The 19,687-nt window shown below is 50.0% G+C and carries 25 protein-coding genes; 9 read left to right on the top strand and 16 right to left on the bottom strand.

What is annotated here, in order from left to right:
• Positions 1 to 57 precede the first annotated feature (57 nt).
• Positions 58 to 720 (top strand): 2OG-Fe(II) oxygenase, encoded by a 663-nt coding sequence (locus CWE22_RS07170; RefSeq protein WP_169930649.1) that lies wholly within the window; start codon positions 58 to 60, stop codon positions 718 to 720.
• 81 nt (positions 721 to 801) lie between these two features.
• On the opposite strand, the gene rpmG is transcribed toward CWE22_RS07170, so the two are convergent.
• The 4 genes from rpmG to CWE22_RS07190 all read right to left on the bottom strand — a co-directional run bounded on the left by rpmG (position 802) and on the right by CWE22_RS07190 (position 2,452).
• Entirely contained in the window at positions 802 to 957 is a 156-nt protein-coding gene (gene rpmG / locus CWE22_RS07175; RefSeq protein WP_086433484.1) for a 50S ribosomal protein L33, read from the bottom strand.
• A gap of 11 nt (positions 958 to 968) precedes the next feature.
• Positions 969 to 1,205, bottom strand: coding sequence for a 50S ribosomal protein L28 (gene rpmB, locus CWE22_RS07180; protein ID WP_169930650.1), 237 nt, complete (start codon positions 1,203 to 1,205; stop codon positions 969 to 971).
• 205 nt (positions 1,206 to 1,410) lie between these two features.
• Entirely contained in the window at positions 1,411 to 2,088 is a 678-nt protein-coding gene (radC, locus tag CWE22_RS07185) for a RadC family protein (RefSeq protein ID WP_244596017.1), read from the bottom strand.
• A 94-nt stretch (positions 2,089 to 2,182) separates the two neighbouring features.
• Positions 2,183 to 2,452 (bottom strand): hypothetical protein, encoded by a 270-nt coding sequence (locus tag CWE22_RS07190; protein ID WP_169930651.1) that lies wholly within the window; start codon positions 2,450 to 2,452, stop codon positions 2,183 to 2,185.
• A 161-nt stretch (positions 2,453 to 2,613) separates the two neighbouring features.
• Between CWE22_RS07190 and coaBC the strand changes: the two genes are divergently transcribed.
• Together coaBC and slmA are read left to right on the top strand one after the other, a co-directional pair.
• On the top strand, positions 2,614 to 3,855 hold the full coding sequence (gene coaBC / locus CWE22_RS07195; protein WP_169930652.1) for a bifunctional phosphopantothenoylcysteine decarboxylase/phosphopantothenate--cysteine ligase CoaBC: 1,242 nt from the start codon (positions 2,614 to 2,616) through the stop codon (positions 3,853 to 3,855).
• A 36-nt stretch (positions 3,856 to 3,891) separates the two neighbouring features.
• Positions 3,892 to 4,473, top strand: a complete 582-nt coding sequence (gene slmA / locus CWE22_RS07200) for a nucleoid occlusion factor SlmA (RefSeq protein ID WP_169930653.1) — start codon at positions 3,892 to 3,894, stop codon at positions 4,471 to 4,473.
• A 28-nt stretch (positions 4,474 to 4,501) separates the two neighbouring features.
• On the opposite strand, the gene gpsA is transcribed toward slmA, so the two are convergent.
• The 3 genes from gpsA to CWE22_RS07215 are packed head-to-tail and all read right to left on the bottom strand — an operon-like array spanning position 4,502 to position 6,503.
• Entirely contained in the window at positions 4,502 to 5,521 is a 1,020-nt protein-coding gene (gene gpsA / locus CWE22_RS07205; RefSeq protein ID WP_169930654.1) for an NAD(P)H-dependent glycerol-3-phosphate dehydrogenase, read from the bottom strand.
• A gap of 29 nt (positions 5,522 to 5,550) precedes the next feature.
• Entirely contained in the window at positions 5,551 to 6,048 is a 498-nt protein-coding gene (secB, locus tag CWE22_RS07210; RefSeq protein WP_169930655.1) for a protein-export chaperone SecB, read from the bottom strand.
• Between the two features lie 26 nt (positions 6,049 to 6,074).
• A complete protein-coding gene (locus CWE22_RS07215) occupies positions 6,075 to 6,503 on the bottom strand; it encodes a rhodanese-like domain-containing protein (RefSeq protein ID WP_169930656.1) in 429 nt (142 codons plus the stop codon).
• A 178-nt stretch (positions 6,504 to 6,681) separates the two neighbouring features.
• Here CWE22_RS07215 and gpmI point away from each other — a divergent pair, with 178 nt between their 5' ends.
• The 3 genes from gpmI to CWE22_RS07230 are packed head-to-tail and all read left to right on the top strand — an operon-like array spanning position 6,682 to position 10,081.
• Positions 6,682 to 8,217: a 2,3-bisphosphoglycerate-independent phosphoglycerate mutase gene (gpmI, locus tag CWE22_RS07220; RefSeq protein ID WP_169930657.1), complete on the top strand. Its 1,536-nt coding sequence runs from the start codon at positions 6,682 to 6,684 to the stop codon at positions 8,215 to 8,217.
• Entirely contained in the window at positions 8,217 to 9,365 is a 1,149-nt protein-coding gene (locus CWE22_RS07225; RefSeq protein ID WP_169930658.1) for a murein hydrolase activator EnvC family protein, read from the top strand. The genes gpmI and CWE22_RS07225 overlap by 1 nt, the downstream gene beginning before the upstream one ends.
• Complete coding sequence (locus tag CWE22_RS07230) at positions 9,365 to 10,081, top strand: divergent polysaccharide deacetylase family protein (RefSeq protein WP_169930659.1); 717 nt, start codon at positions 9,365 to 9,367, stop codon at positions 10,079 to 10,081. The genes CWE22_RS07225 and CWE22_RS07230 overlap by 1 nt, the downstream gene beginning before the upstream one ends.
• Before the next feature lie 162 nt (positions 10,082 to 10,243).
• On the opposite strand, the gene rpoH is transcribed toward CWE22_RS07230, so the two are convergent.
• The 4 genes from rpoH to ftsY form a co-directional block, all read right to left on the bottom strand.
• On the bottom strand, positions 10,244 to 11,107 hold the full coding sequence (gene rpoH / locus CWE22_RS07235) for an RNA polymerase sigma factor RpoH (protein ID WP_169930660.1): 864 nt from the start codon (positions 11,105 to 11,107) through the stop codon (positions 10,244 to 10,246).
• A gap of 166 nt (positions 11,108 to 11,273) precedes the next feature.
• Complete coding sequence (ftsX, locus tag CWE22_RS07240) at positions 11,274 to 12,254, bottom strand: permease-like cell division protein FtsX (RefSeq protein WP_169930661.1); 981 nt, start codon at positions 12,252 to 12,254, stop codon at positions 11,274 to 11,276.
• A gap of 3 nt (positions 12,255 to 12,257) precedes the next feature.
• Complete coding sequence (ftsE, locus tag CWE22_RS07245) at positions 12,258 to 12,929, bottom strand: cell division ATP-binding protein FtsE (protein WP_169930662.1); 672 nt, start codon at positions 12,927 to 12,929, stop codon at positions 12,258 to 12,260.
• Positions 12,929 to 14,107 (bottom strand): signal recognition particle-docking protein FtsY, encoded by a 1,179-nt coding sequence (gene ftsY, locus CWE22_RS07250; RefSeq protein ID WP_169930663.1) that lies wholly within the window; start codon positions 14,105 to 14,107, stop codon positions 12,929 to 12,931. Before ftsY ends, ftsE begins: the two co-directional genes overlap by 1 nt.
• 95 nt (positions 14,108 to 14,202) lie before the next feature.
• Between ftsY and rsmD the strand changes: the two genes are divergently transcribed.
• Together rsmD and CWE22_RS07260 are read left to right on the top strand one after the other, a co-directional pair.
• Complete coding sequence (rsmD, locus tag CWE22_RS07255) at positions 14,203 to 14,808, top strand: 16S rRNA (guanine(966)-N(2))-methyltransferase RsmD (protein WP_169930664.1); 606 nt, start codon at positions 14,203 to 14,205, stop codon at positions 14,806 to 14,808.
• On the top strand, positions 14,805 to 15,092 hold the full coding sequence (locus CWE22_RS07260; protein WP_169930665.1) for a DUF1145 domain-containing protein: 288 nt from the start codon (positions 14,805 to 14,807) through the stop codon (positions 15,090 to 15,092). Before rsmD ends, CWE22_RS07260 begins: the two co-directional genes overlap by 4 nt.
• On the opposite strand, the gene CWE22_RS07265 is transcribed toward CWE22_RS07260, so the two are convergent.
• Complete coding sequence (locus CWE22_RS07265) at positions 15,089 to 15,724, bottom strand: YjaG family protein (protein ID WP_169930666.1); 636 nt, start codon at positions 15,722 to 15,724, stop codon at positions 15,089 to 15,091. The two genes, CWE22_RS07260 and CWE22_RS07265, sit on opposite strands and share 4 nt — an antisense overlap.
• 49 nt (positions 15,725 to 15,773) lie before the next feature.
• Here CWE22_RS07265 and CWE22_RS07270 point away from each other — a divergent pair, with 49 nt between their 5' ends.
• The gene (locus CWE22_RS07270; RefSeq protein ID WP_169930667.1) at positions 15,774 to 16,706 is read left to right on the top strand and encodes a pyridoxal-phosphate dependent enzyme; all 933 of its coding nucleotides are present in this window, start codon (positions 15,774 to 15,776) and stop codon (positions 16,704 to 16,706) included.
• Here CWE22_RS07270 and CWE22_RS07275 read toward each other — a convergent pair.
• From CWE22_RS07275 to CWE22_RS07290, 4 genes are all read right to left on the bottom strand, one after another.
• Complete coding sequence (locus CWE22_RS07275) at positions 16,703 to 17,128, bottom strand: VOC family protein (protein WP_169930668.1); 426 nt, start codon at positions 17,126 to 17,128, stop codon at positions 16,703 to 16,705. The genes CWE22_RS07270 and CWE22_RS07275 overlap by 4 nt on opposite strands.
• Positions 17,129 to 17,152: 24 nt before the next feature.
• Entirely contained in the window at positions 17,153 to 17,362 is a 210-nt protein-coding gene (locus CWE22_RS07280; RefSeq protein WP_169930669.1) for a hypothetical protein, read from the bottom strand.
• Between the two features lie 126 nt (positions 17,363 to 17,488).
• The gene (locus CWE22_RS07285; protein ID WP_169930670.1) at positions 17,489 to 18,655 is read right to left on the bottom strand and encodes a cystathionine gamma-synthase; all 1,167 of its coding nucleotides are present in this window, start codon (positions 18,653 to 18,655) and stop codon (positions 17,489 to 17,491) included.
• A 2-nt stretch (positions 18,656 to 18,657) separates the two neighbouring features.
• A complete protein-coding gene (locus CWE22_RS07290; RefSeq protein WP_169930671.1) occupies positions 18,658 to 19,629 on the bottom strand; it encodes a PLP-dependent cysteine synthase family protein in 972 nt (323 codons plus the stop codon).
• Positions 19,630 to 19,687: the final 58 nt, after the last annotated feature.

Genomic DNA, 19,687 nt, shown 5'->3' on the forward strand with positions numbered 1-19,687 from the left:
CGAATCTGCCCTATATTCGCGCAACTTTCATTCATTCAACTTTATCTATTCAAACCCATGACAACAGCTGATTTTGAGCCAATTATCGAACTGGATGCGTTTAATACGCAGGCCATCGATTGTGCGCAATTGGCGACTCATGGCTATGTGATTGTACCGAACTTTTTGGCGACCGAACATTGCCGAGCACTGTTTGACTACGCGGTGGCACTAGACCCTAACGCTTGGCAACAGGCCGGAATTGGACGCGCTGATCAGTACACCACGAATACGGCTGTGCGGCAGGATAAGATCCGTTGGCTGCACCGCGAGTGCGCACCTGAAGCCACTTATCTGGAATTAATGGATGCGCTACGTGTGCAGATTAATCGTGAACTCTTTATGGGGCTCTTCGACTATGAATGTCATCTCGCCCATTACCCTCCTGGCGCTTTTTATCGTAAACATCTGGATGCATTCAAAGGTCGTAGTAATCGCATTTTGACCAGCGTGTTCTACCTCAATCCGGAGTGGGACACGAATGATGGCGGTGAGTTGGTCATGTACGACGCTCAAGGTGATGTGCTGGAGAAGGTATTGCCTGAAGCGGGCAAGCTCGTTCTATTTTTAAGTGATGTGTTTGTCCATGAAGTGCTTCCAGGCCAGCGTGACCGCTTTAGCATTACCGGTTGGTATCGGCACAATGCCAGTATTGGCGGCGTCATTGATCCCACCCGCTAAGCTTGATCACTAGGCACAAAAAACCCGACGCGAAGTCGGGTTTTTTATAAAGCATTTGCGGCAGGTCTGCCGAAGCAAAAATTACTTAATTTTGGCTTCTTTGAAAATCACGTGCTTACGAACCACTGGATCGAATTTTTTGATTTCCATTTTTTCAGGCATAGTGCGCTTGTTCTTATCGGTAGTGTAGAAGAAACCAGTACCGGCAGAAGAAACTAAACGAATCTTATCACGCATGGTTTATCTCCTTACACTTTCTCGCCGCGTGCGCGCATTTCTGCAAGCACAGAGTCGATTCCGTTTTTATCAATGATACGCATTGCTTTAGTAGTAATGCGCAATTTTACCCAACGCTTTTCTGATTCAACCCAGAAGCGGTGAGATTGCAGGTTCGGCAGGAAACGACGCTTGGTCGCATTGTTCGCGTGCGAGCGGTTGTTACCCACTACCGGACGCTTTCCTGTAACTTGACATACTCGTGACATCGTTTTTTACTCCAAAATTTGCTTCAAGCTCGCCTGTCGCCCATCGCGGCCTTGCCTTGAATCCGAGGGCGCATTTTATACAGCAAATTAGCCCGGCAATCAAGTGATCGCAGTGTTTTTTTGATCGTTTCTAGATCGTTCGATCGTCCTCTCATGAATTTTTGAACCTTTCTTGAGAGTGTCGCAACGAAGCCGCGCTACTCTACTACAATAACCCGCGTTCGGCAAATGAAACTGGCGATCCTGAGCCAATAACAAAGTGATCCAGTAGCGCCACGTCGATCAAGCTCAGAGCCTTCTTAAGCCGCTCGGTCACACGCTGATCCGCCTGGCTTGGTTCGGCTACTCCAGAGGGGTGATTGTGCGCCAAAATGACTGCCGCCGCGTTGTGTTGCATCACTAATTTTATAATCTCGCGCGGGTAAACCGGCGCGGCGTTAATGGTGCCATGAAATAGCTCAACGTACTTCAGCAACCGATGCTGACTATCCAGCAGCAACACCACAAAAACTTCTCGTTCCTGATGGCGCAGTTGTGCGGTTAAATAATCCCGGACCATAGCAGGTTGCGTAAAACCATCATCACGTTGCAGTTGCCAACTTAAATAACGGCGCGACAATTCCATGATCACTTGCAACTGCATGACTCGAGCCGGACCCACACCCGGTTGTTGCAGCAGATCTTCCGCTGATGCAGTAAGCAATCCACCAATTCCATTAAACTGTTCTAATAGTTCTCGGGCAAACTGAACCACATCGCGTCCGCGCGTACCTGTACCCAACAGAATCGCCAGTAATTCAGCATCAGTTAGTGTACCCACTCCCAATGCAGCCATACGTTCACGCGGACGTTCCTCGGCCGCCATATTTTTAATTGCTACCATCGTCATAAACCTACTCCTTGGTTTCGCTGAAAAAATGGCAGACATAAAAAAGCCACCTGACGGTGGCTCTTCGGATTTCACTGCCGGAGTTAGTTTAATTCATTCCGACAGGACGTAGTGGACCGCGCTGGTTTCTTTGCAGTTCACGTTGAGCCGTTTCTTGCTCTTCTTTCATTTGCGCAGGTGTACGACACACGCGTTTCTTGAAGTTAGTTCCTACAGTTTGTTCATTACGACAGATGTGAGTGACGACACCTTCGTCGTTCACAACACGAACATAACCACTGCCCATGTCTTCTTCTGTCGTTGATTGGCAACCTGCTAACAAGAGAGCAGCGGCGGCTGCTAAGGCTATTTTGTACATGTCATCTTCCATATGTTGTGTAAAAAGGTGGTTTTCTAACCACTTCACCAACCTAGCGCGTTTAAATGAACGTTGCAAATACAGAAATGTAACATTTCCTATATCGCCAAGTTCCTGTTCCCGTGATAAGGTTAAGATCACGTAAAAGGTAAGGACTTACTATGACCACAAGCCCCGAATTGCCGTTGTCTGGCAGCAAAGTTCTGATTGGAATCAGTGGTGGTATTGCCGCCTATAAAATTCCAGAACTGGTGCGCCGCTTGAAAGATCTTGGTGCCGACGTACGTGTGGTCATGACCCAAGGTGGCAAAGCGTTTATCACGCCACTCACCCTGCAGGCGGTGTCGGGTAATCCAGTTCACGATGATTTATTGGATCCGGCGGCTGAAGCTGCGATGGGTCACATTGAGTTAGCAAAGTGGGCAGACTTGGTATTGATTGCACCTGCCAGCGCCAGCACCCTGGGGCGGTTAGCGCATGGCTTAGCTGATGATTTGTTAAGTACCGTCTGTCTTGCAACGCCGGCTCCCATTGCTGTTGCTCCGGCAATGAATCAACAAATGTGGGCGGCGCCAGCTGTCCAAGACAACATGGCACTACTGCGCCGCCATGGAGTTCATATTATTGAACCAGCAAGCGGAGCGCAGGCTTGTGGTGATGTCGGTGCTGGGCGCATGCCAGAACCCGCAGAATTACGTGAGGCGGTGGTCGCTCTGCTGCGCCCAAAGCCGCAGATTCTCAGCGGTAAACAAGTTGTCATTACCGCTGGGCCCACGCGCGAAGCGATAGACCCGGTGCGCTACATCAGTAATCACAGCTCAGGCAAAATGGGATTTGCGCTCGCCACAGTTGCGCAGCAATTGGGGGCGACGGTCACTTTAGTAGCCGGTCCTTGTCAACTCAGCACACCTTACGGCGTTGAACGCGTGGATGTGATCAGTGCCGACGATATGCTGCAAGCTGTTGAAGCTGTGATTGATGCGGCGGATATTTTCATCGGTTGTGCGGCTGTTGCGGATTACCGCCCACAGAAGGTCGGGTCGACCAAAATAAAGAAAAATTCAGAGAGTCTGGTGCTGGAGTTCACTCGCAATCCAGATATTCTCGCCACCGTTGCCGCTCGCAAAAAGCCACCCTTTACGATTGGCTTTGCGGCAGAAACCAACGATGTAGTGAACTACGCAGCCGGCAAATTGACACGCAAAAAGTTAAACCTCATTGCAGCCAATGACGTCAGCGATACCCAAATTGGGTTCAATAGCGATGACAACGCCATGACGTTGCTCTGGCATGACAAAAATAATGAACTTCAACAACGGGCGCTGGGACGAGATAGCAAAACGGCGATCGCCGAAGCCATTCTCACCCAAGCCAACCAACTGCTGAATAACGCTACTAGCTAGTAGCTAATAGCAATTAGCCAGTAACGAGGATATTTGATGACCAAGCCGAATAGAAAAGAACAAATCCTTGCCACGCTTGCGGCGATGCTCGAGACCAGCCCTGGACAGCGCATTACTACCGCGCGCTTAGCCGCTGAGTTAGGCGTTTCAGAAGCCGCGTTGTATAGACACTTCCCATCGAAGGCGCGGATGTTTGAAGGTTTAATCGAATTTACCGAAGACGCAGTGCTATCGCGCATCAATCAAGTACTCGAAGTCGAGAAAGATACGCTTGTTCGTTGTCAGATGATGCTTCGAGTCGTGCTCACTTTCGTCGAACGTAATCCTGGTATTACTCGAGTATTAACCGGCGATGCACTGATGGGTGAACATGAGCGTCTGCGCAGCCGTGTCACCGGTATCTTTGATAAAATTGAAGCGAATCTAAAGCAAGCGATTCGCGAGCGTCGGTTACGTGAAAATGTGCGGACTCGACTCGATGAGGGCATTCTAGCGAATTTGCTGATGGCGTATGCGGATGGAAAAATTTCGCAGTTCGTACGGTCTGAATTTAAACGTGCACCGACCGAGCATTTTGATGAGCAATGGGAAACGATAGCACAGCAACTGTTGAGCTAGTTGCGTCTAAAAGAGAGAACCCGCGCGGCTATTCGGACGTGCGGGCACGACTTAACAGGTTGATTGCCGCTTGTTGTGGCGAGGTGTCACCGTAGAGCACTTCGTATAGTTGCTCACAAATCGGCATTTCGACTCCATGGCGACGAGCCAACGCAACCACTTCGCGCGTATTGCGATAACCTTCTACCGCCTGCCCAATTTCTGCCATTGCTTGTTCAACCGATTTACCTTGCCCTAACGCAAGCCCAAGTCGGCGATTCCGCGATTGATTATCGGTACAAGTGAGGATGAGGTCGCCCAAACCAGCCATTCCGGTAAAGGTTTCCGGACGTGCACCAAGCTTCAGACCTAGTCGTGTTAGCTCGGCTAAACCACGAGTGATCAAAGCAGTACGTGCATTGGCACCAAAGCCAATCCCATCGGCCATACCGGCACCAATGGCGATAACATTCTTCACCGCTCCACCGAGCTGCACACCGATGAAGTCATCGTTGGTGTAGACGCGGAAACTCTTATCGCAGTGCAATAATTCGGACAGTTCTTCAACGAACGCCGGCTCCGTTGATGACATCGAAATAGCCGTCGGCAAGCCCTTCGCCATTTCCATTGCGAATGTTGGACCCGACAATACTGCGAGGGTGTGATCACTACCGAGAATTTCTTCGGCAACCTCGAACAATAAACGACCGGTTTCCGGTTCCAGGCCCTTCGTAGCCCAAGCAATACGAGCATCAGCACGCATCAAGGGCTTAATATCTCGCAGCAGTTGCGCAAAGCCATTACTCGGCACCACCACCACAATATTGCGAGCGTTTTTAACCGCGGCCGTGAGGTCATCGGTCAGTGTCAGTGAGTCAGGCAAACGAATGCCCGGCAAATAACGAGGATTCTCGCGCCGGTGTTGCATGGTTGCGATTTGTTTGCTGTCACGACCCCATAAACAGGTGGGGGTACCCTTGCGCGAAAAGCAAAGTGCTAGGGCAGTTCCGTAGGAACCGGCACCTAGCACTGTTACTTGCGAGTGGGCACACGAACTATGGTTACTCAAGAAGAGTTCCTAGTTTCTGTGTCGTCGACTTACGCGTCAGCTTGCGCTTCGGCTTGCTGTTGACGCTGTTGCAAATGTTGTGCAAACACTGCGTCAAAGTTTACCGGAGCCAAGTTCAATTGCGGGAACGAAGCACGGCTTACCATGCTTGCTAAAACTTCACGCGCGTATGGGAACAAAATGTTCGGGCAGAATGCACCAACTAAGTGCGCACGTTGTGCTTCTTCGATGGAATCAGCAATTGTGAAGATACCGGCTTGGTGTACTTCAGCCAAGAAAGCAACGTCGCCACCTACTTTATTGGTCGCAGTAATTTTCAAAACGACTTCGTAGGTGTTGTCTTCAATTTTGGTGTTCTTGACGTTTAAGTCGAGGCTCAACTCTGGTTGCCATTCTTTACGGAAAATAGCAGGTGTGTTTGGCGCTTCAAATGAAACATCTTTCACATAAATGCGTTGAATTGCGAATTGTTGTTGCGCTTGCGCTTGGTCTTGTGCCGCGCCGTTTACTTGCTGCTCGTCAGCCATGGTCATTACTTCCTATTAAATTGAGGTTATTTCTTTATCAGCGGAAAACTAGCGGCTTGCCAGCTTGAGATCCCACCTTGGAGTACGGCAACCTTCTCAAACCCAGCTTTACTGAGGTTGCTGGCGACGCCTTTTGCGGTCATCCCTGTTGCACATACCAACACGATGGGGACAGATTTGTATTTCTCAAGTGAACCCAACTCATTTTTCCGAATTCGTTCAGCAGTGAGGTGCACCGCATCTGCGATATGGCCTTTGCGATAATCATCCATAGAACGAATATCGACAAATACGCCGTCGTTGCGGTTTACGAGTAACGTCGCTTGCTGAGCCGTCAACTGCTGAATATTTGACGTGGCAGCTTGCACCGAAGTTACAATAATGGCGATCAATAACACCACCCAGAGCGTACTCATAATGGGGTGATTGGCAGCGAAAGCCAGAATGTCTTCCATACGACGTTATCTCCTACTAAAAAATCAAGCCACAGAGTATACCTACTGAAATGGCAGTTGCCAGTAAAATTTGCCCCATTTTTGCGGCTATTCATAGCTTTCAATGGATGCGATTTAGAGCAAAATCGCATAAAATAGCTGCAACATTCTGAAATTACTAGAAACCGTCGAGGCAGTTATGACTCAAGCGAAAGCGCCACTCGCCCTGCTCATTTTAGATGGCTGGGGATATCGCGAAGAAACTCAGGACAACGCCATTGCTGCGGCGCACACGCCGAACATGGACAAGCTCTGGGCCGAATATCCGCACACGCTAGTGGACGGCTCAGGTATGGCGGTGGGTTTACCCGACGGACAAATGGGTAATTCAGAAGTAGGCCACGTCAATTTAGGCGCTGGCCGTATTGTGTATCAAGACTTCACGCGGATTAGTAAAGCCATTCAGGATGGTGAGTTTTCACAGAACTCGGTATTTCTTGACGCGTTAACAGCTGCGCAGCAAGCCGGTGGAGCAGTGCATATCATGGGATTGTTGTCACCAGGTGGCGTGCATAGCCACGAAGAGCATTTACTGGCAATGGTTGAATTAGCCGCCCAGCAAGGTGCGAGCAAGATTTATGTGCATGCATTTTTAGACGGTCGGGATACACCGCCGCGCTCGGCACAAGCGAGCATTGAGCGTTTTGAACGTCGCTTTGCGGAGCTGGGCGTGGGTCGTTTTGCTAGCCTTTGCGGTCGCTACTTTGCGATGGACCGTGATAAGCGTTGGGATCGCGTCGAGCAAGCATGGCAGTTACTTGTAGACGGTCACGGTGCCTTCCAAGCTGAGACCGCGGTGGATGGTTTGGCTGACGCCTATGAACGCAATGAAAACGATGAATTTGTGAAACCTACCGTCATTGGCGATGCGGCTCCGATGCAAGATGGCGATGCGGTGTTCTTTATGAACTTCCGTGCCGACCGTGCACGAGAATTGTCACACGCGTTCCTTGATAGTGATTTCAACGGTTTCACGCGCTCAAGACAGCCGAAACTGAGCTCATATGTTATGTTGACCGAGTATTCTAAAGATCTTCAGGGGCCGATCGCCTATCCGCCAGAGCCACTCAATAACGTGCTTGGTGATTGGTTGGCGCAGCACAACAAGTCGCAACTCCGCATTTCGGAAACCGAGAAGTATGCGCATGTAACTTTCTTTTTCAGCGGTGGCCGTGAGCAAGAATTCGCTGGCGAGAAGCGTGTGTTGATTCCATCACCGAATGTTGCGACTTATGATTTGCAACCAGAAATGAGTTCTGAGCAACTTACAGACGCACTCGTTGACGCGATTCATGGCGGTGAGTTTGACGTGATTGTCTGCAATTATCCAAACGGCGATATGGTTGGTCATACGGGTAACTTTGATGCAGCTGTGAAAGCTATCGAAGCCGTTGATACCAGCATCGGTCGTGTCGTTGCCGCTCTCAAAGACGTGGGTGGTGAGTGCTTAATTACTGCAGATCACGGCAATGCTGAGCAAATGCATGACCATGACACCGGCCAGTCACATACCGCTCACACGAGCGAGTTGGTGCCGTTTATATACGTAGGGCGCGATGCCACCCCGCGTGATGGTGCACGCTTGTCAGATGTCGCACCCACCATGCTGCATTTGCTCGGGCTACCGCAACCAGCCGACATGACTGGTACCCCCATCATGACGTTGAAACACTAATGCGTATTCTGTTCGCTGTCCTTTTATTACTGCTGATCGCGCCAAGTTACGCTTGGCAACAGAATGCGATAGAGAATGCAACAGCAGAAGAAAAGGCAGCGACCGAAGCACGATTGGAAGCCCTAGCAAAAGAGCTAGAACGTCGTGAAGCTGCCATTCAACAGCGCGCCAAAGAGCTGTCTATTACCGAGAATGAGCTGCGTCAATTGGAACTGCAGATGAGCGCGGTAGCCGGAGAATTGAATGCAACACGGGACGCCATCGCAGCCACTGAAGCTCGACTTGCTAGCCTGCAACAGCAACAGAGCGAATTGGAACAGCAACAAGCACAGCAATTAGCATTACTGGCGAAGCAACTGGATGCCGCCTACCGTATTGGAGAGCATGACTATTTGAAGTTAGTGTTGAACCAAGAAGATCCCGCTAAGTTCGAACGTTTGCTCGGTTACTATGGCTACTTTAACCGCGCGCGACTTGAACAAGTTGCAGAGCTGCGCGAAACACAGAATCAGCTTGAAAGTGTCAAAGCGGATATTGTCACCGAACAGCAAATTCTCGAAAACCAAGCACGCGAGCAACGGCAACAGCAAGGCGTGTTGCAGTCACAGCAGAAAGAACAACAAAATATCGCCACCAAATTAGCGCGCGAACAATCCGCTGATCAGCAACGCATTTCGCAATTGCGCAAAGACCAAGAGGCACTTGAACAAGTGCTTGCAGCCATTATTGCGGCGATGCAGGACGAGCCACGCCTCGATGGTTTAGGGAAGCTGAAGGGCAAGTTAGCTTGGCCTGCAGACGGAAATGTGCAACGTTTATTTGGCGTCGCTCGCAGTGGCGGAGTTACTTGGAAGGGCGTCATTATTAATGGCAGTGAAGGACAACCTGTACGTGCAATAGCTGATGGTCGAGTACTCTTCGCAAATTGGCTGCGCGGATTCGGCTTGGTGATTGTGCTCGATCATGGCGACGGCTATTTAAGTCTGTACGGCCACAACCAAACGATTATTCCTCAAGTCGGAGAGCTCGTTCGCCAAGGTTCCACTATTGCCTTGGTTGGTCAGTCCGGGGGCCGCAATGAGCCGGGTGTCTATTTTGAGATACGCGTCAAAGGTGACGCAGTGAATCCGACTCAATGGATGCGTTGATGCGAACATTCGTCATTGCATTGCTGATGTGCATAAGCAGTGCCAGCGCATGGGCAGCGCAAGTGGCTATTATTATTGACGACATGGGTCATCATCGTAGCAACCAGCGTTTCATTGAACTATCTGCACCTGCTGCGCCGCTCACTTTTTCTTTTTTGCCCTACACTGCTTATGCGGCTGAGCAAGCTCAGCAAGCAGCAACTGCAGGTTATGAAGTCATGTTGCATTTACCGATGGCTTCAGGTCCACACCATGATGCGGGTATCGATGCATTACAGCTGAATGAGTCACAAGAAGAGCTAGTAGCACGCATGAACGCTGCGCTCGCTAGAATCCCGCAGGCTCGTGGCGTCAACAACCATATGGGCAGCCTGTTGACGACCAATGTCGCAGCCATGAAATCCGTGATGAATGAGCTCGCGAACCGCGAACTCTTTTTTATCGATAGCCGCACCACTGCTGAGACTGTCGCTGAGGCAACTGCACGTTCAATCGGAGTACCTACCGCTCGACGGCACGTATTTCTGGACCACGAACGTACACCTGAGGGTTTATCGAAGGCTTGGGAAGAACTACTGAAGCAAGCTGTGGCTCGTGGTTTTGCTGTGGCAATCGCACATCCACATGATCTGACTTACGACTTTCTGCGGGAACATCTGGGGGAGCTCGATCAGCGAGGAATCAGGCTAGTACCAGCATCAGAGCTAACTCGATAAACCGAAAAGCGTTACTGGCTACTGGCTACTGGCTACTGGCTACTGGCTACTAATGACACCCTAACCATGAACTGCTCTTATCTCTAGTAACTAATCGCTAATAGCTAGTAGCTAGTAGTGTCTTGCAGGCACAAAAAAGCCGACGTGATGTCGGCTTTTTTATTAATTCATCGCCATTCGGAGTTTTTTCATGGCATTGGCTTCGAGTTGTCGTACCCGTTCCGCCGATACCTGATATTTGTCCGCCAGTTCTTGCAAGGTGGTTTTGTTTTCTTCATCCAACCAACGCGCTCGAACGATATCTTGGCTCCGCTCATCAAGCGTGCGAATCGCAGCAAACAAACGTTGTTGCGTATGCGCTTCCCACTGCTCAGTTTCAACTTCTTCAGCTAAGTCAGAGCGCTTGTCTTCCAGATATTGAGCCGGTGAGTAAGCAGTGCCGTCACGTGAATCATCGTCGTCAGAACTTAACTCAAAGGCTTGGTCATGGGCACTCATGCGCGCTTCCATTTCCAATACTTCGGAGGTGCTTACCCCCAACGTCTCGGCTACTGTGTTCACTTCTTCTTGAGTAAACCAGCCCAAACGCTTTTTCATTTTACGCAGATTGAAGAACAATTTACGTTGTGCTTTGGTGGTTGCTACTTTCACCATGCGCCAGTTCTTCAATACATATTCATGAATTTCTGCTTTAATCCAATGCACAGCAAATGACACCAAGCGCACACCGACCTTTGGATCAAAGCGACGAACCGCTTTCATCAGGCCAATGTTACCTTCTTGAATCAAATCAGCTTGTGGCAGACCATAACCCGAATAACCGCGCGCTACATGCACAACAAAGCGCAAGTGCGACATAATCAGCTGACGAGCTGATTCCAGGTCATTTTCTTCAACTAAACGTTCCGCTAACTCGCGTTCTTCTTCAGCGCTCAGCATAGGAATGCGATTGACCGACTGAACATAGGCCTCCAGGCTTCCGCTCTGGGGAACCATTAACGCCATATTTGTCATTTCAGCACTCATGCAATTACATCCTCTTTAATTTGTGTCTGGAACCTCTTTGAAGCGCTCCATCCGAGTCGCTTACCAGACACACATCAGACCAGTAATGGTCCGAAAAGTTCCGTTATTCTAGCAAAGCTAAATAGGGTTGCAATAGCGCTGCCTATACCTTCGATATAAGGACGATTTATTGTGGTTCAATACTACTGACGTGTTTTCTTACCGCCAGGTACGAACCAAACAGTCCAAACAGTATTGCTAGCAGCCACAATATACCCATTTCACTGACGCTCAAGCCTTCGAGAGAAAATTGTGAATCGTACAACTCACTAATCCCGACTACAGCATCTTGAATCCACCAAATGAGTACGGCGGTGGCAAACCATGCGATCACTCCACCAATCACACCATACCATACTCCGGTATATAAAAACGGGCGCTGGATGTAACTGTTTGTTGCCCCCACCAGTTTCATCACGATGATTTCGTCACGCTTGCTATTGATGTTCAAGCGAATGGTGTTCCCGACGATCAAAACCACCGATAGACACAATAAAATAGCCAGCGCCAAGAACCCGTCGCGGACTAGATTTAGTAGCGCTTGCAAGCGCTCCAGCCAGGTTAAATCGAGCCGAGCTTCAGCCACTTCTCGTTCTTTTTGTAGCTCCAACAACAACGCTTGTGCAGCTTGAGCACTGCGTCGTTCTGCAGCCGGCACTACGACTAAAACATCGGGTAACGGATTCTCCGGCAAGGCATCCAGCGCATCACCAAATCCAGAACCTTCACGAAATTCAGCGAGCGCTTCATCTTTTGGAATCCAACGCACCGACTCAATGTCATCCGAGAGATTCAAACGCTTGGTGAAGGTCGCAATCTCTTGCTGAGACAGACCATTACGTAAAAATAACGTCATTTCTGCAGCTTGATCCCAATCTCCACCCACTTTCTCCGTGTTTTTTACGACCACATACAGGGTGGCCGGTAAGGTTAGGCTCAATCCGAGTACCGCCATTGTCATTAGACTGGCGAGCGGATAACGCGCTAATTCACCGAGGCTGGCAATACATTGCTGTGCATTGTGCACAAAGAACATGACAAAACGACGAAAGCCGGAGATTTTTACTTGGGAAGCGCCGCTGCTGCGCTGACGAAACAGTAGACTCATCGATTAAGCCTCCTGCAAACCGTCATTGATCATGCGCCCATCTCTTAACGACAACGTACGATAGCGTAAGCGCGCGATGAGACCTAAATCATGAGTTGCGATCAGAACGGATACGCCGACCCGGTTAAAATCTTCGAACAGTTTGATGATTTCCGCCGATAATTTAGGATCGAGATTCCCGGTTGGCTCATCCGCCAACAATAGCGGCGGCTTGTTTACGACAGCTCGAGCGATACCCACCCGCTGTTGCTCACCACCAGATAACATCATTGGGTAATGCTTCAGTTTGTCACCGAGGCCGACTTTTTCCAGCGATGCTTGCACACGTTTCCGCGCTTCTTGCATGCTATAGCCTTCGATCAAGAGTGGCAAAGCGACATTGTCGAGCACCGTTTTGTCCATTAATAACCGATGGTCTTGGAAAATCATGCCAATATCGCGGCGCACATAGGGAATTTGCTTGGCGGTGACGCGACGCAAGTCGTGACCGTTGATTAACACGCGACCAGCGGTAGGCCGTTCCATCATCCCAATCAGCTTCAGTAAGGTACTTTTACCGGCACCGGAGTGACCCGTTAAAAACGCCATTTCACCGGGTTCCACATGAAAGCTCACTTGATTGAGCGCTTGGAAGCCTCCAGGATAGGTTTTACTGACCTGCTCGAACTTGATCATTAGGGTTGCGTCTCTTTTTGGATCTCTCGTTGAATTTCTCTTTGAAACAAGGCCTCTACAAAATCTTTCGCGACAAAAGGACGTAAGTCATCAATTCCTTCACCCACACCAATGTAGCGGATCGGGATTTGGAACTGATCGGCAATCGCAAATATCACACCACCTTTCGCGGTGCCATCCAACTTCGTTAAGGTAATTCCGGTCACGCCAACCGCCTCGGTAAATAACTTGGCTTGGCTAATCGCATTCTGGCCAGTGCCCGCATCCAATGTCAGCATGACTTCATGAGGCGCTTCAGGATCGACCTTTTTCATGACGCGGACAACTTTCTTAAGTTCGTCCATCAAATGAGCCTTGTTCTGCAAGCGCCCCGCCGTATCCGCGATTAACACATCCACACCGCGCGCTTTCGCTGCTTCAACGGCGTCATAAATCACTGACGCACTATCTGCCCCGGTATGCTGCGCCACCACCGGGATATCGTTACGCTCGCCCCACACTTGCAATTGCTCAACCGCAGCCGCACGGAACGTGTCGCCCGCAGCTAGCATCACCGACTTCCCTTCACGTTTAAATTGCTGTGCGAGTTTCCCAATAGTCGTGGTTTTTCCTACGCCATTTACGCCCACCATCAAAATCACATAAGGACTCGCTGTTGCGGTTTGCAGAGGCTGCTCCACCGCCGTCAGAATTTCCGTCATGTCGTCCTGCAGCAGCTGATAAAGTGCGCTCGCATCTTGCAATTGACGGCGGTCGGCTTGTGCGGTCAAGCGCTCGACAATTTTCAATGTAGTCGGCACGCCAATATCGGCTGTGAGTAGCTGGGTTTCGAGCTCTTCAAATAGTTCGTCATCAATCTTTTTATCTTTAAATAATCCCCACAAACCATCGCCAATGGCCGTCGATGTCTTCTTTAAACCACTGGTTAAGCGCTGCCAAAAACTCTGCTGGGTCGGCTTCGCTGGTTGCTTAGCTCGGGATTCGGCAGTCACTTGTGCGCAAATTTCAGTCGCATCGGGGCTCGGCTCGGGTGGTGAGATCTCAGGTTGCGCAGTTGGCTGCTCAGATTCAACTGTAGGAGCTGACTCAGACACCTGCTCTTCTTGCTTCTGCTCCAAGTCTGCGGGCTCAGAATCCTGCTTCTTCTCGGACTTTTTCTTGAACAACGAAAACACCATGCCGACACTCGCCTCTTCTACAACTCTTAGTCACATTACGCTACACTAGCGCCCATCTATTGACACTAGTTTACCTTATTAGGCGCTACTGTAGCATGCCCCGAAAGCCGCACAAGTCAACGCAAGATAAAAATGCCGGCAGCCTCCGTATCATCGGTGGGCAGTTGCGTGGTCGTAAGCTCAGTATTGCCAACGTTCCAGGCTTGCGACCGACCACCGATCGGATTCGAGAAACGGTGTTTAATTGGCTCCAATTTGAGTTTACCGATGCACAAGTGTTGGATTGTTTTGCCGGGAGCGGTGCGCTGGGCTTTGAGGCATTATCGCGCGGCGCGCAGCTCGTTATCTTAGTCGAGCAAGATCGGCAAGCGACTCAGCTATTAAATGACCATGCGCGCACCTTGAGTGCGGCTTGCTCAGGTCGAGCATTGGTTCAGCCCGGTGATGTTTTAGACTTCTTGACTACACCACCAGCTGAACCCATGGATATTGTGTTTGTGGATCCGCCGTTTCGACTTGATTTGGTCGACCGAACGGTCGCATTACTGGACCAAAACCAATGGGTGCACGAAGGCAGCTGGGTCTATATTGAGACCGAACATGATTGGCGGGGTGACGTCCCGTTGCATTGGCGATTGCATCGCGAAAAAGTTGCCGGACAAGTGGCGTTTCGATTATTTGAAGTAGGAGTTCAGCAATGAGCGCAGCAATTTGGTTAGGTCGATTTTTATTTGCGCTGGTCTGGGGTGCTTTATTGGCGAATTTGGTTTGGCCATTCCCTGGTAAAGGCTTCGCGCTCTTTTTAATCTTGCTGTTTGTGTTACTAGCTATTCACTTGCTGCAATTATTGATGTTCGCCAGTGCTTATCGCCACTTCGTGCAATGGCGACGCGGCGATTACTGGCAAATTGTAGTTTTTGGTATTGTCGGCTGGTTCGCGATTCTGAATGCTCAACCGCAACGCGAACAAGAGCTCAAGCGTTAATCTTTGACGCGCTCTTCCAACTCTTCGACGCTCACACCAATGTTTGAGATACCCTCATCACGAGCCATTCCGCGCACTTGCTGTACTAACTCTTTGGATGGTTTCGGGTGCGCACTGGAAATTGTCTCGAGATAATTCAGTACGGCTTGTTGAACCTCAATTTCATACTGGGTAAGTTCATGCTCACGCAATAATTTCCGCCGCTCTTGCGCCTCCAATTCGGCACCTTCGGTGAGCTCGAGAAACTTTGCGACACTCGCCTGAGAGATTTTTGCCACGCTAACAAGTTCAGCGCTGCTACTGTCGATGAGCCCTTGCAATAAGGTGCTGACGGCAGTGCACGCATCCATAGCTGGATATACGCCCAGCATGTCGTGGCCGTGTTCACTTGGCGTCACGTCGTCGATCTTTTCTTGCCAGCGAGAAAAATTGACCTTTACTTTCTTACCTTGCCATACCCAGTCCCAGCAGGCATTCAACGCACTGTGCAGCGGTTTCGGATCGCCAAAGCCGGTGACTTGGTAAAACAAGTCATAGTTTGGCACCATGCGCTCACACAAGTACAAAGCAAGCACGGTTTGATATGGCATGGGCAATGCACGAATGCGTTCAAAGGTATTCAAAACTGGCATAAAATTCCTGTTAAACTGAACCGATTCATTTCGTTACGGAATAGTATACATGCAAAACACCTTGGATGAGCAGTTCAGCGCGGTCAAAGCTGCCGCCAAGTGCTTGGGCGACCGGGTTAAACGCACGCCTGTGATTCATTCGCTTGGATTAGATGCTGCTGTGGGCTGCGCCGTCTGGCTGAAATGTGAACAAGAGCAGCATACCGGAGCGTTCAAGTTTCGTGGTGCCATGCATGCCCTTTTGCAACTGTCAGAAGCCGAACGCACAGCCGGCGTATACACAGTCTCGAGCGGTAATCATGGAGCTGCTCTCGCAGCTGCCGGTCAGCTACTGGACATTCCCGTTCGTGTCGGCGTTGCTAGCAATGCCTCTGCGGTCAAACGCGCCAACATGGAAAAGTATGCCGCGGAACTGGTTACCATCGAACCTGGGATGGCTGCTCGCGAGGCCTTTGTCGCTTCCCAACAAGGCAACGGACGCGTTTTTATACCACCTTATAATCATGATTGGATTATCGCCGGACAAGGTACTGCGGCACTTGAACTGGTGCAGGCACAACCGCAACTGGATGTTTTGGTGGCACCCTTAGGCGGCGGTGGGCTTTTGAGTGGCACCAGCATTGTGGCGCGCCAGCACGGAATGACTGTGTTTGGTGTCGAGCCGGAATTAGCTGCGGATGGATTCGCGTCGCTGAAAGCGGGAGCCATTCAACCAGCGATGCCGCCCACAAGTATCTGTGACGGCTTGCTAACGAGTTTAGGTTCAGTCACTTTCCCACTGCTGCAACAACATCTGGAAGCGATTTTGCTAGTGAGTGATGAGGAGGCCGCTGCTGCGCAACAACTCTGTTTTGAGCATACTGAGTTATGGATTGAACCGTCGTCGGCAGTCGCGTTGGCTGCGCTACAGCGTTACCCGGAGCACTTTAAAGGGCAACGCGTGGGCGTCATTATTTCCGGTGGGAACGTGATCAAGAATTAGGTAGCGAACAACTGACTCATATCGTTAAACGCTTTGAATTCTAGGGCGTTGCCGCAAAAATCGTGGAAGAACATGGTGGCCTGCTCGCCGGGCTTTCCCTTAAAGCGAATGTGCGGCTCAATCACAAACTGAATATTGTGTTGACGCAGCCGCTCAGCCAACGCTTCCCAATCCGCCATAGTTAAGACTACGCCAAAATGTGGCACCGGCACGGCATGTCCATCGACCGCATTGTGATGCAGTTGGGGCACTTGATCAGGAGCAAGGTGGGTAACAAATTGATGCCCGAAGAAATCCCAATCCACCCATTCAGGTGCACTACGACCTTCGCTTAAACCGAGAACGTCACCGTAAAAGGCGCGCGCTTGGGCGATATCCTTAACGGGTACCGCCAGATGAAAAGGCTGAATTTGAGAACGCATACTACGCGTACAACCTCACAAGAATTAGTTTTTGACAGTGACCATGTTGACTGGTTTGCGCCACATGCGCACACCCACGGCAACCAATAAAATTGCCCAATTGACCGGCGGCAACATTCCTACAACTAACATGGCAAGCATATTCCACAGCGGCTGACGGTGGTGTTGACCGACCAGCACATAAAACAACAGCGCCGCCACTAACCCTTGCAAAATAAAGAGGCTAAGAGGCATAAAAAAGTCCTGTATTGTTCTGTTTTTAATTGTGGACTAAGCCTACAACATCTTCTTTGAATTGTAAAAGAGTGTAAATAAGGCTGTCACACAAGTGTGTAACAGCCATCACTTATTTAATAATTATTAAGCACTTAGCGCACGATCGAGGTCAGCGATGAGATCATCCAAATCTTCAATTCCAACCGAGATACGAACAAAGTTGTCCAAAATTCCGAGCTTTTCCCGGTTCTCTTTTGGTATCGACGCATGCGTCATAATCGCAGGATGTTCAATCAAACTTTCTACGCCACCGAGGCTTTCGGCTAACGCAAAAATCTCAACCGATTCGAGGAAGCGACGCGCTTTGTTGATATCACCTTTGAGCAAAATCGAAATCATGCCGCCAAAGCCTGACATCTGCCGTTTGGCAAGTTCATGCTGAGGATGGCTTGGCAAGCCTGGGTAAATGACTTTCTCAACTTGTGGGTGCTGATCCAACCATTCGGCGAGTTTCATTGCTGCTTGGTTGTGATGCTGCATACGCAACGCGAGCGTTTTAACACCACGCAGTGCCAAGTACGAATCGAAAGGACCGGCAATGGATCCCACCGCGTTCTGCAAGAAGGTCAATTGCTCTTCGAGTTCGTCGTTATCACCGACAACCACGATACCGCCCACTATGTCTGAATGACCATTGAGATACTTAGTGGCAGAGTGCATGACGATATCAGCACCTTGCTCAATTGGACGCTGGTTAAATGGTGTCGCAAACGTATTATCGACTACCACAATAATGTTGTGCTGTTTGGCAATCGCGACAATGGCTTCAATGTCGACCAGTTTCAGCATGGGGTTACTGGGTGTTTCGACCCAAATCATCCGTGTCTTGGCGGTTATTGCGGCCTCAACAGCTGCTAGATCAACCAAATCGACATACGAGAACTCGAGGCCTGCAGAGCGACCACGAACCTTGTCGAACAAACGGAATGTGCCGCCGTATAAATCATCCATGGCAATCACGTGATCACCTGCATTGAGTAGCTCCATGATGGTAGCGGTTGCAGCCATACCGGAGGCGAAGGCATACCCTTTGCGGCCACTTTCTAGATTGGCAACTGAGCGCTCCCAAGCAAAGCGCGTTGGGTTGTGTGAACGCGAGTACTCAAAACCTTTATGGACACCTGGGCTCTCTTGAATATAAGTAGAGCTGGTGAAAATGGGCGGCATGACCGCGCCAGTGGCCGGCTCCGGTGCTTGTCCGCCATGAATAGTGCGGGTCGCAAATTTTAACTGCTTCTTGCTGTCAGCCATGATTACTTCTCCAATAGACCACGTTCGTTCATCCACTCGTCGTTGTAAAGTTTCGACAAGTAACGATTACCGGTATCACAAGCCAATGTGACCACACGTTTAGGGGTTGTTTGTTCGCGACAATAACGCAATGCCGCCGCAATTAAAGTACCGCTGGAAGAGCCCACCATGACCCCCTCCTTCACGAGTAATTCGCGGGCGGTTGCAAAGGCTTCTTTGTCGCTGATCGCGTATGCGCTTGATGCCAAGTCGATATCACAAATATCTGGAATAAAGTCTTCGCCAATGCCTTCAACCAACCAACTTCCAGCATCGACGGTTTCATTACGGTTGACCAACGGCTCCAAAATAGAGCCTTCAGGATCGGCTAATACTAAATCCACATCGCTGTTTTTTTCTCTGAGGAATCTCCCGATGCCGCTCAAGGTACCACCAGAACCGACACCACAGACGAACGCATCGAGCTTGCCGTCCATTTGTTTCCAAATTTCTGGACCGGTGGTGTTGTAATGCGCCGCAACGTTGGCAGGGTTAGCAAATTGGTTCACGTAGAAATAGCCGTGCTCTTGCGCCATTCGCGCTGCCATATCTTGATAGTATTCTGGGTGACCTTTTTGCACGTCTGAACGGGTTTGTACAACTTCGGCACCCATCGCACGCAAGTTGTTGACCTTTTCAGACGACATTTTATCAGGCATCACAATTTTTAGCGGATACCCTTTGCTCGCAGCCACCAGCGCTAAGCCCAAACCAGTATTACCGGCGGTAGCCTCAATAATGGTCATGCCCGGCTTCAGTTTGCCTTCACGCTCTGCAGCTTCGATCATGCTCACCGCAATCCGGTCTTTGATCGAGCCACCCGGATTCATCAACTCCATTTTCAGATAGAGTTCACAGGGTCCCGTATCGATAGTAGAAACTTTGACCATCGGCGTATTGCCAATCATTTCAAGCACGTTTTGATAAACCTTCATGGTGTGTCCAATTTTGTTGCTGAATCAGGATTTGAGTCATTTCTGTGCGGCTATTATC

It is taken from the genome of Pseudidiomarina aestuarii, assembly GCF_003987355.1.
Classification (GTDB): Bacteria; Pseudomonadota; Gammaproteobacteria; order Enterobacterales; family Alteromonadaceae; genus Pseudidiomarina; species Pseudidiomarina aestuarii.

What these genes read in the sequence shown, in the direction of transcription:
- CWE22_RS07170 (WP_169930649.1), top strand. Translation starts at nt 58, where the DNA reads ATGACAACAGCTGATTTTGAGCCAATTATCGAACTGGATGCGTTTAAT.
- rpmG (WP_086433484.1), bottom strand. Translation starts at nt 957, where the DNA reads ATGCGTGATAAGATTCGTTTAGTTTCTTCTGCCGGTACTGGTTTCTTC.
- rpmB (WP_169930650.1), bottom strand. Translation starts at nt 1,205, where the DNA reads ATGTCACGAGTATGTCAAGTTACAGGAAAGCGTCCGGTAGTGGGTAAC.
- radC (WP_244596017.1), bottom strand. Translation starts at nt 2,088, where the DNA reads ATGGTAGCAATTAAAAATATGGCGGCCGAGGAACGTCCGCGTGAACGT.
- CWE22_RS07190 (WP_169930651.1), bottom strand. Translation starts at nt 2,452, where the DNA reads ATGTACAAAATAGCCTTAGCAGCCGCCGCTGCTCTCTTGTTAGCAGGT.
- coaBC (WP_169930652.1), top strand. Translation starts at nt 2,614, where the DNA reads ATGACCACAAGCCCCGAATTGCCGTTGTCTGGCAGCAAAGTTCTGATT.
- slmA (WP_169930653.1), top strand. Translation starts at nt 3,892, where the DNA reads ATGACCAAGCCGAATAGAAAAGAACAAATCCTTGCCACGCTTGCGGCG.
- secB (WP_169930655.1), bottom strand. Translation starts at nt 6,048, where the DNA reads ATGGCTGACGAGCAGCAAGTAAACGGCGCGGCACAAGACCAAGCGCAA.
- CWE22_RS07215 (WP_169930656.1), bottom strand. Translation starts at nt 6,503, where the DNA reads ATGGAAGACATTCTGGCTTTCGCTGCCAATCACCCCATTATGAGTACG.
- gpmI (WP_169930657.1), top strand. Translation starts at nt 6,682, where the DNA reads ATGACTCAAGCGAAAGCGCCACTCGCCCTGCTCATTTTAGATGGCTGG.
- CWE22_RS07225 (WP_169930658.1), top strand. Translation starts at nt 8,217, where the DNA reads ATGCGTATTCTGTTCGCTGTCCTTTTATTACTGCTGATCGCGCCAAGT.
- CWE22_RS07230 (WP_169930659.1), top strand. Translation starts at nt 9,365, where the DNA reads ATGCGAACATTCGTCATTGCATTGCTGATGTGCATAAGCAGTGCCAGC.
- rpoH (WP_169930660.1), bottom strand. Translation starts at nt 11,107, where the DNA reads ATGAGTGCTGAAATGACAAATATGGCGTTAATGGTTCCCCAGAGCGGA.
- ftsX (WP_169930661.1), bottom strand. Translation starts at nt 12,254, where the DNA reads ATGAGTCTACTGTTTCGTCAGCGCAGCAGCGGCGCTTCCCAAGTAAAA.
- ftsE (WP_169930662.1), bottom strand. Translation starts at nt 12,929, where the DNA reads ATGATCAAGTTCGAGCAGGTCAGTAAAACCTATCCTGGAGGCTTCCAA.
- ftsY (WP_169930663.1), bottom strand. Translation starts at nt 14,107, where the DNA reads ATGGTGTTTTCGTTGTTCAAGAAAAAGTCCGAGAAGAAGCAGGATTCT.
- rsmD (WP_169930664.1), top strand. Translation starts at nt 14,203, where the DNA reads ATGCCCCGAAAGCCGCACAAGTCAACGCAAGATAAAAATGCCGGCAGC.
- CWE22_RS07260 (WP_169930665.1), top strand. Translation starts at nt 14,805, where the DNA reads ATGAGCGCAGCAATTTGGTTAGGTCGATTTTTATTTGCGCTGGTCTGG.
- CWE22_RS07265 (WP_169930666.1), bottom strand. Translation starts at nt 15,724, where the DNA reads ATGCCAGTTTTGAATACCTTTGAACGCATTCGTGCATTGCCCATGCCA.
- CWE22_RS07270 (WP_169930667.1), top strand. Translation starts at nt 15,774, where the DNA reads ATGCAAAACACCTTGGATGAGCAGTTCAGCGCGGTCAAAGCTGCCGCC.
- CWE22_RS07275 (WP_169930668.1), bottom strand. Translation starts at nt 17,128, where the DNA reads ATGCGTTCTCAAATTCAGCCTTTTCATCTGGCGGTACCCGTTAAGGAT.
- CWE22_RS07280 (WP_169930669.1), bottom strand. Translation starts at nt 17,362, where the DNA reads ATGCCTCTTAGCCTCTTTATTTTGCAAGGGTTAGTGGCGGCGCTGTTG.
- CWE22_RS07285 (WP_169930670.1), bottom strand. Translation starts at nt 18,655, where the DNA reads ATGGCTGACAGCAAGAAGCAGTTAAAATTTGCGACCCGCACTATTCAT.
- CWE22_RS07290 (WP_169930671.1), bottom strand. Translation starts at nt 19,629, where the DNA reads ATGAAGGTTTATCAAAACGTGCTTGAAATGATTGGCAATACGCCGATG.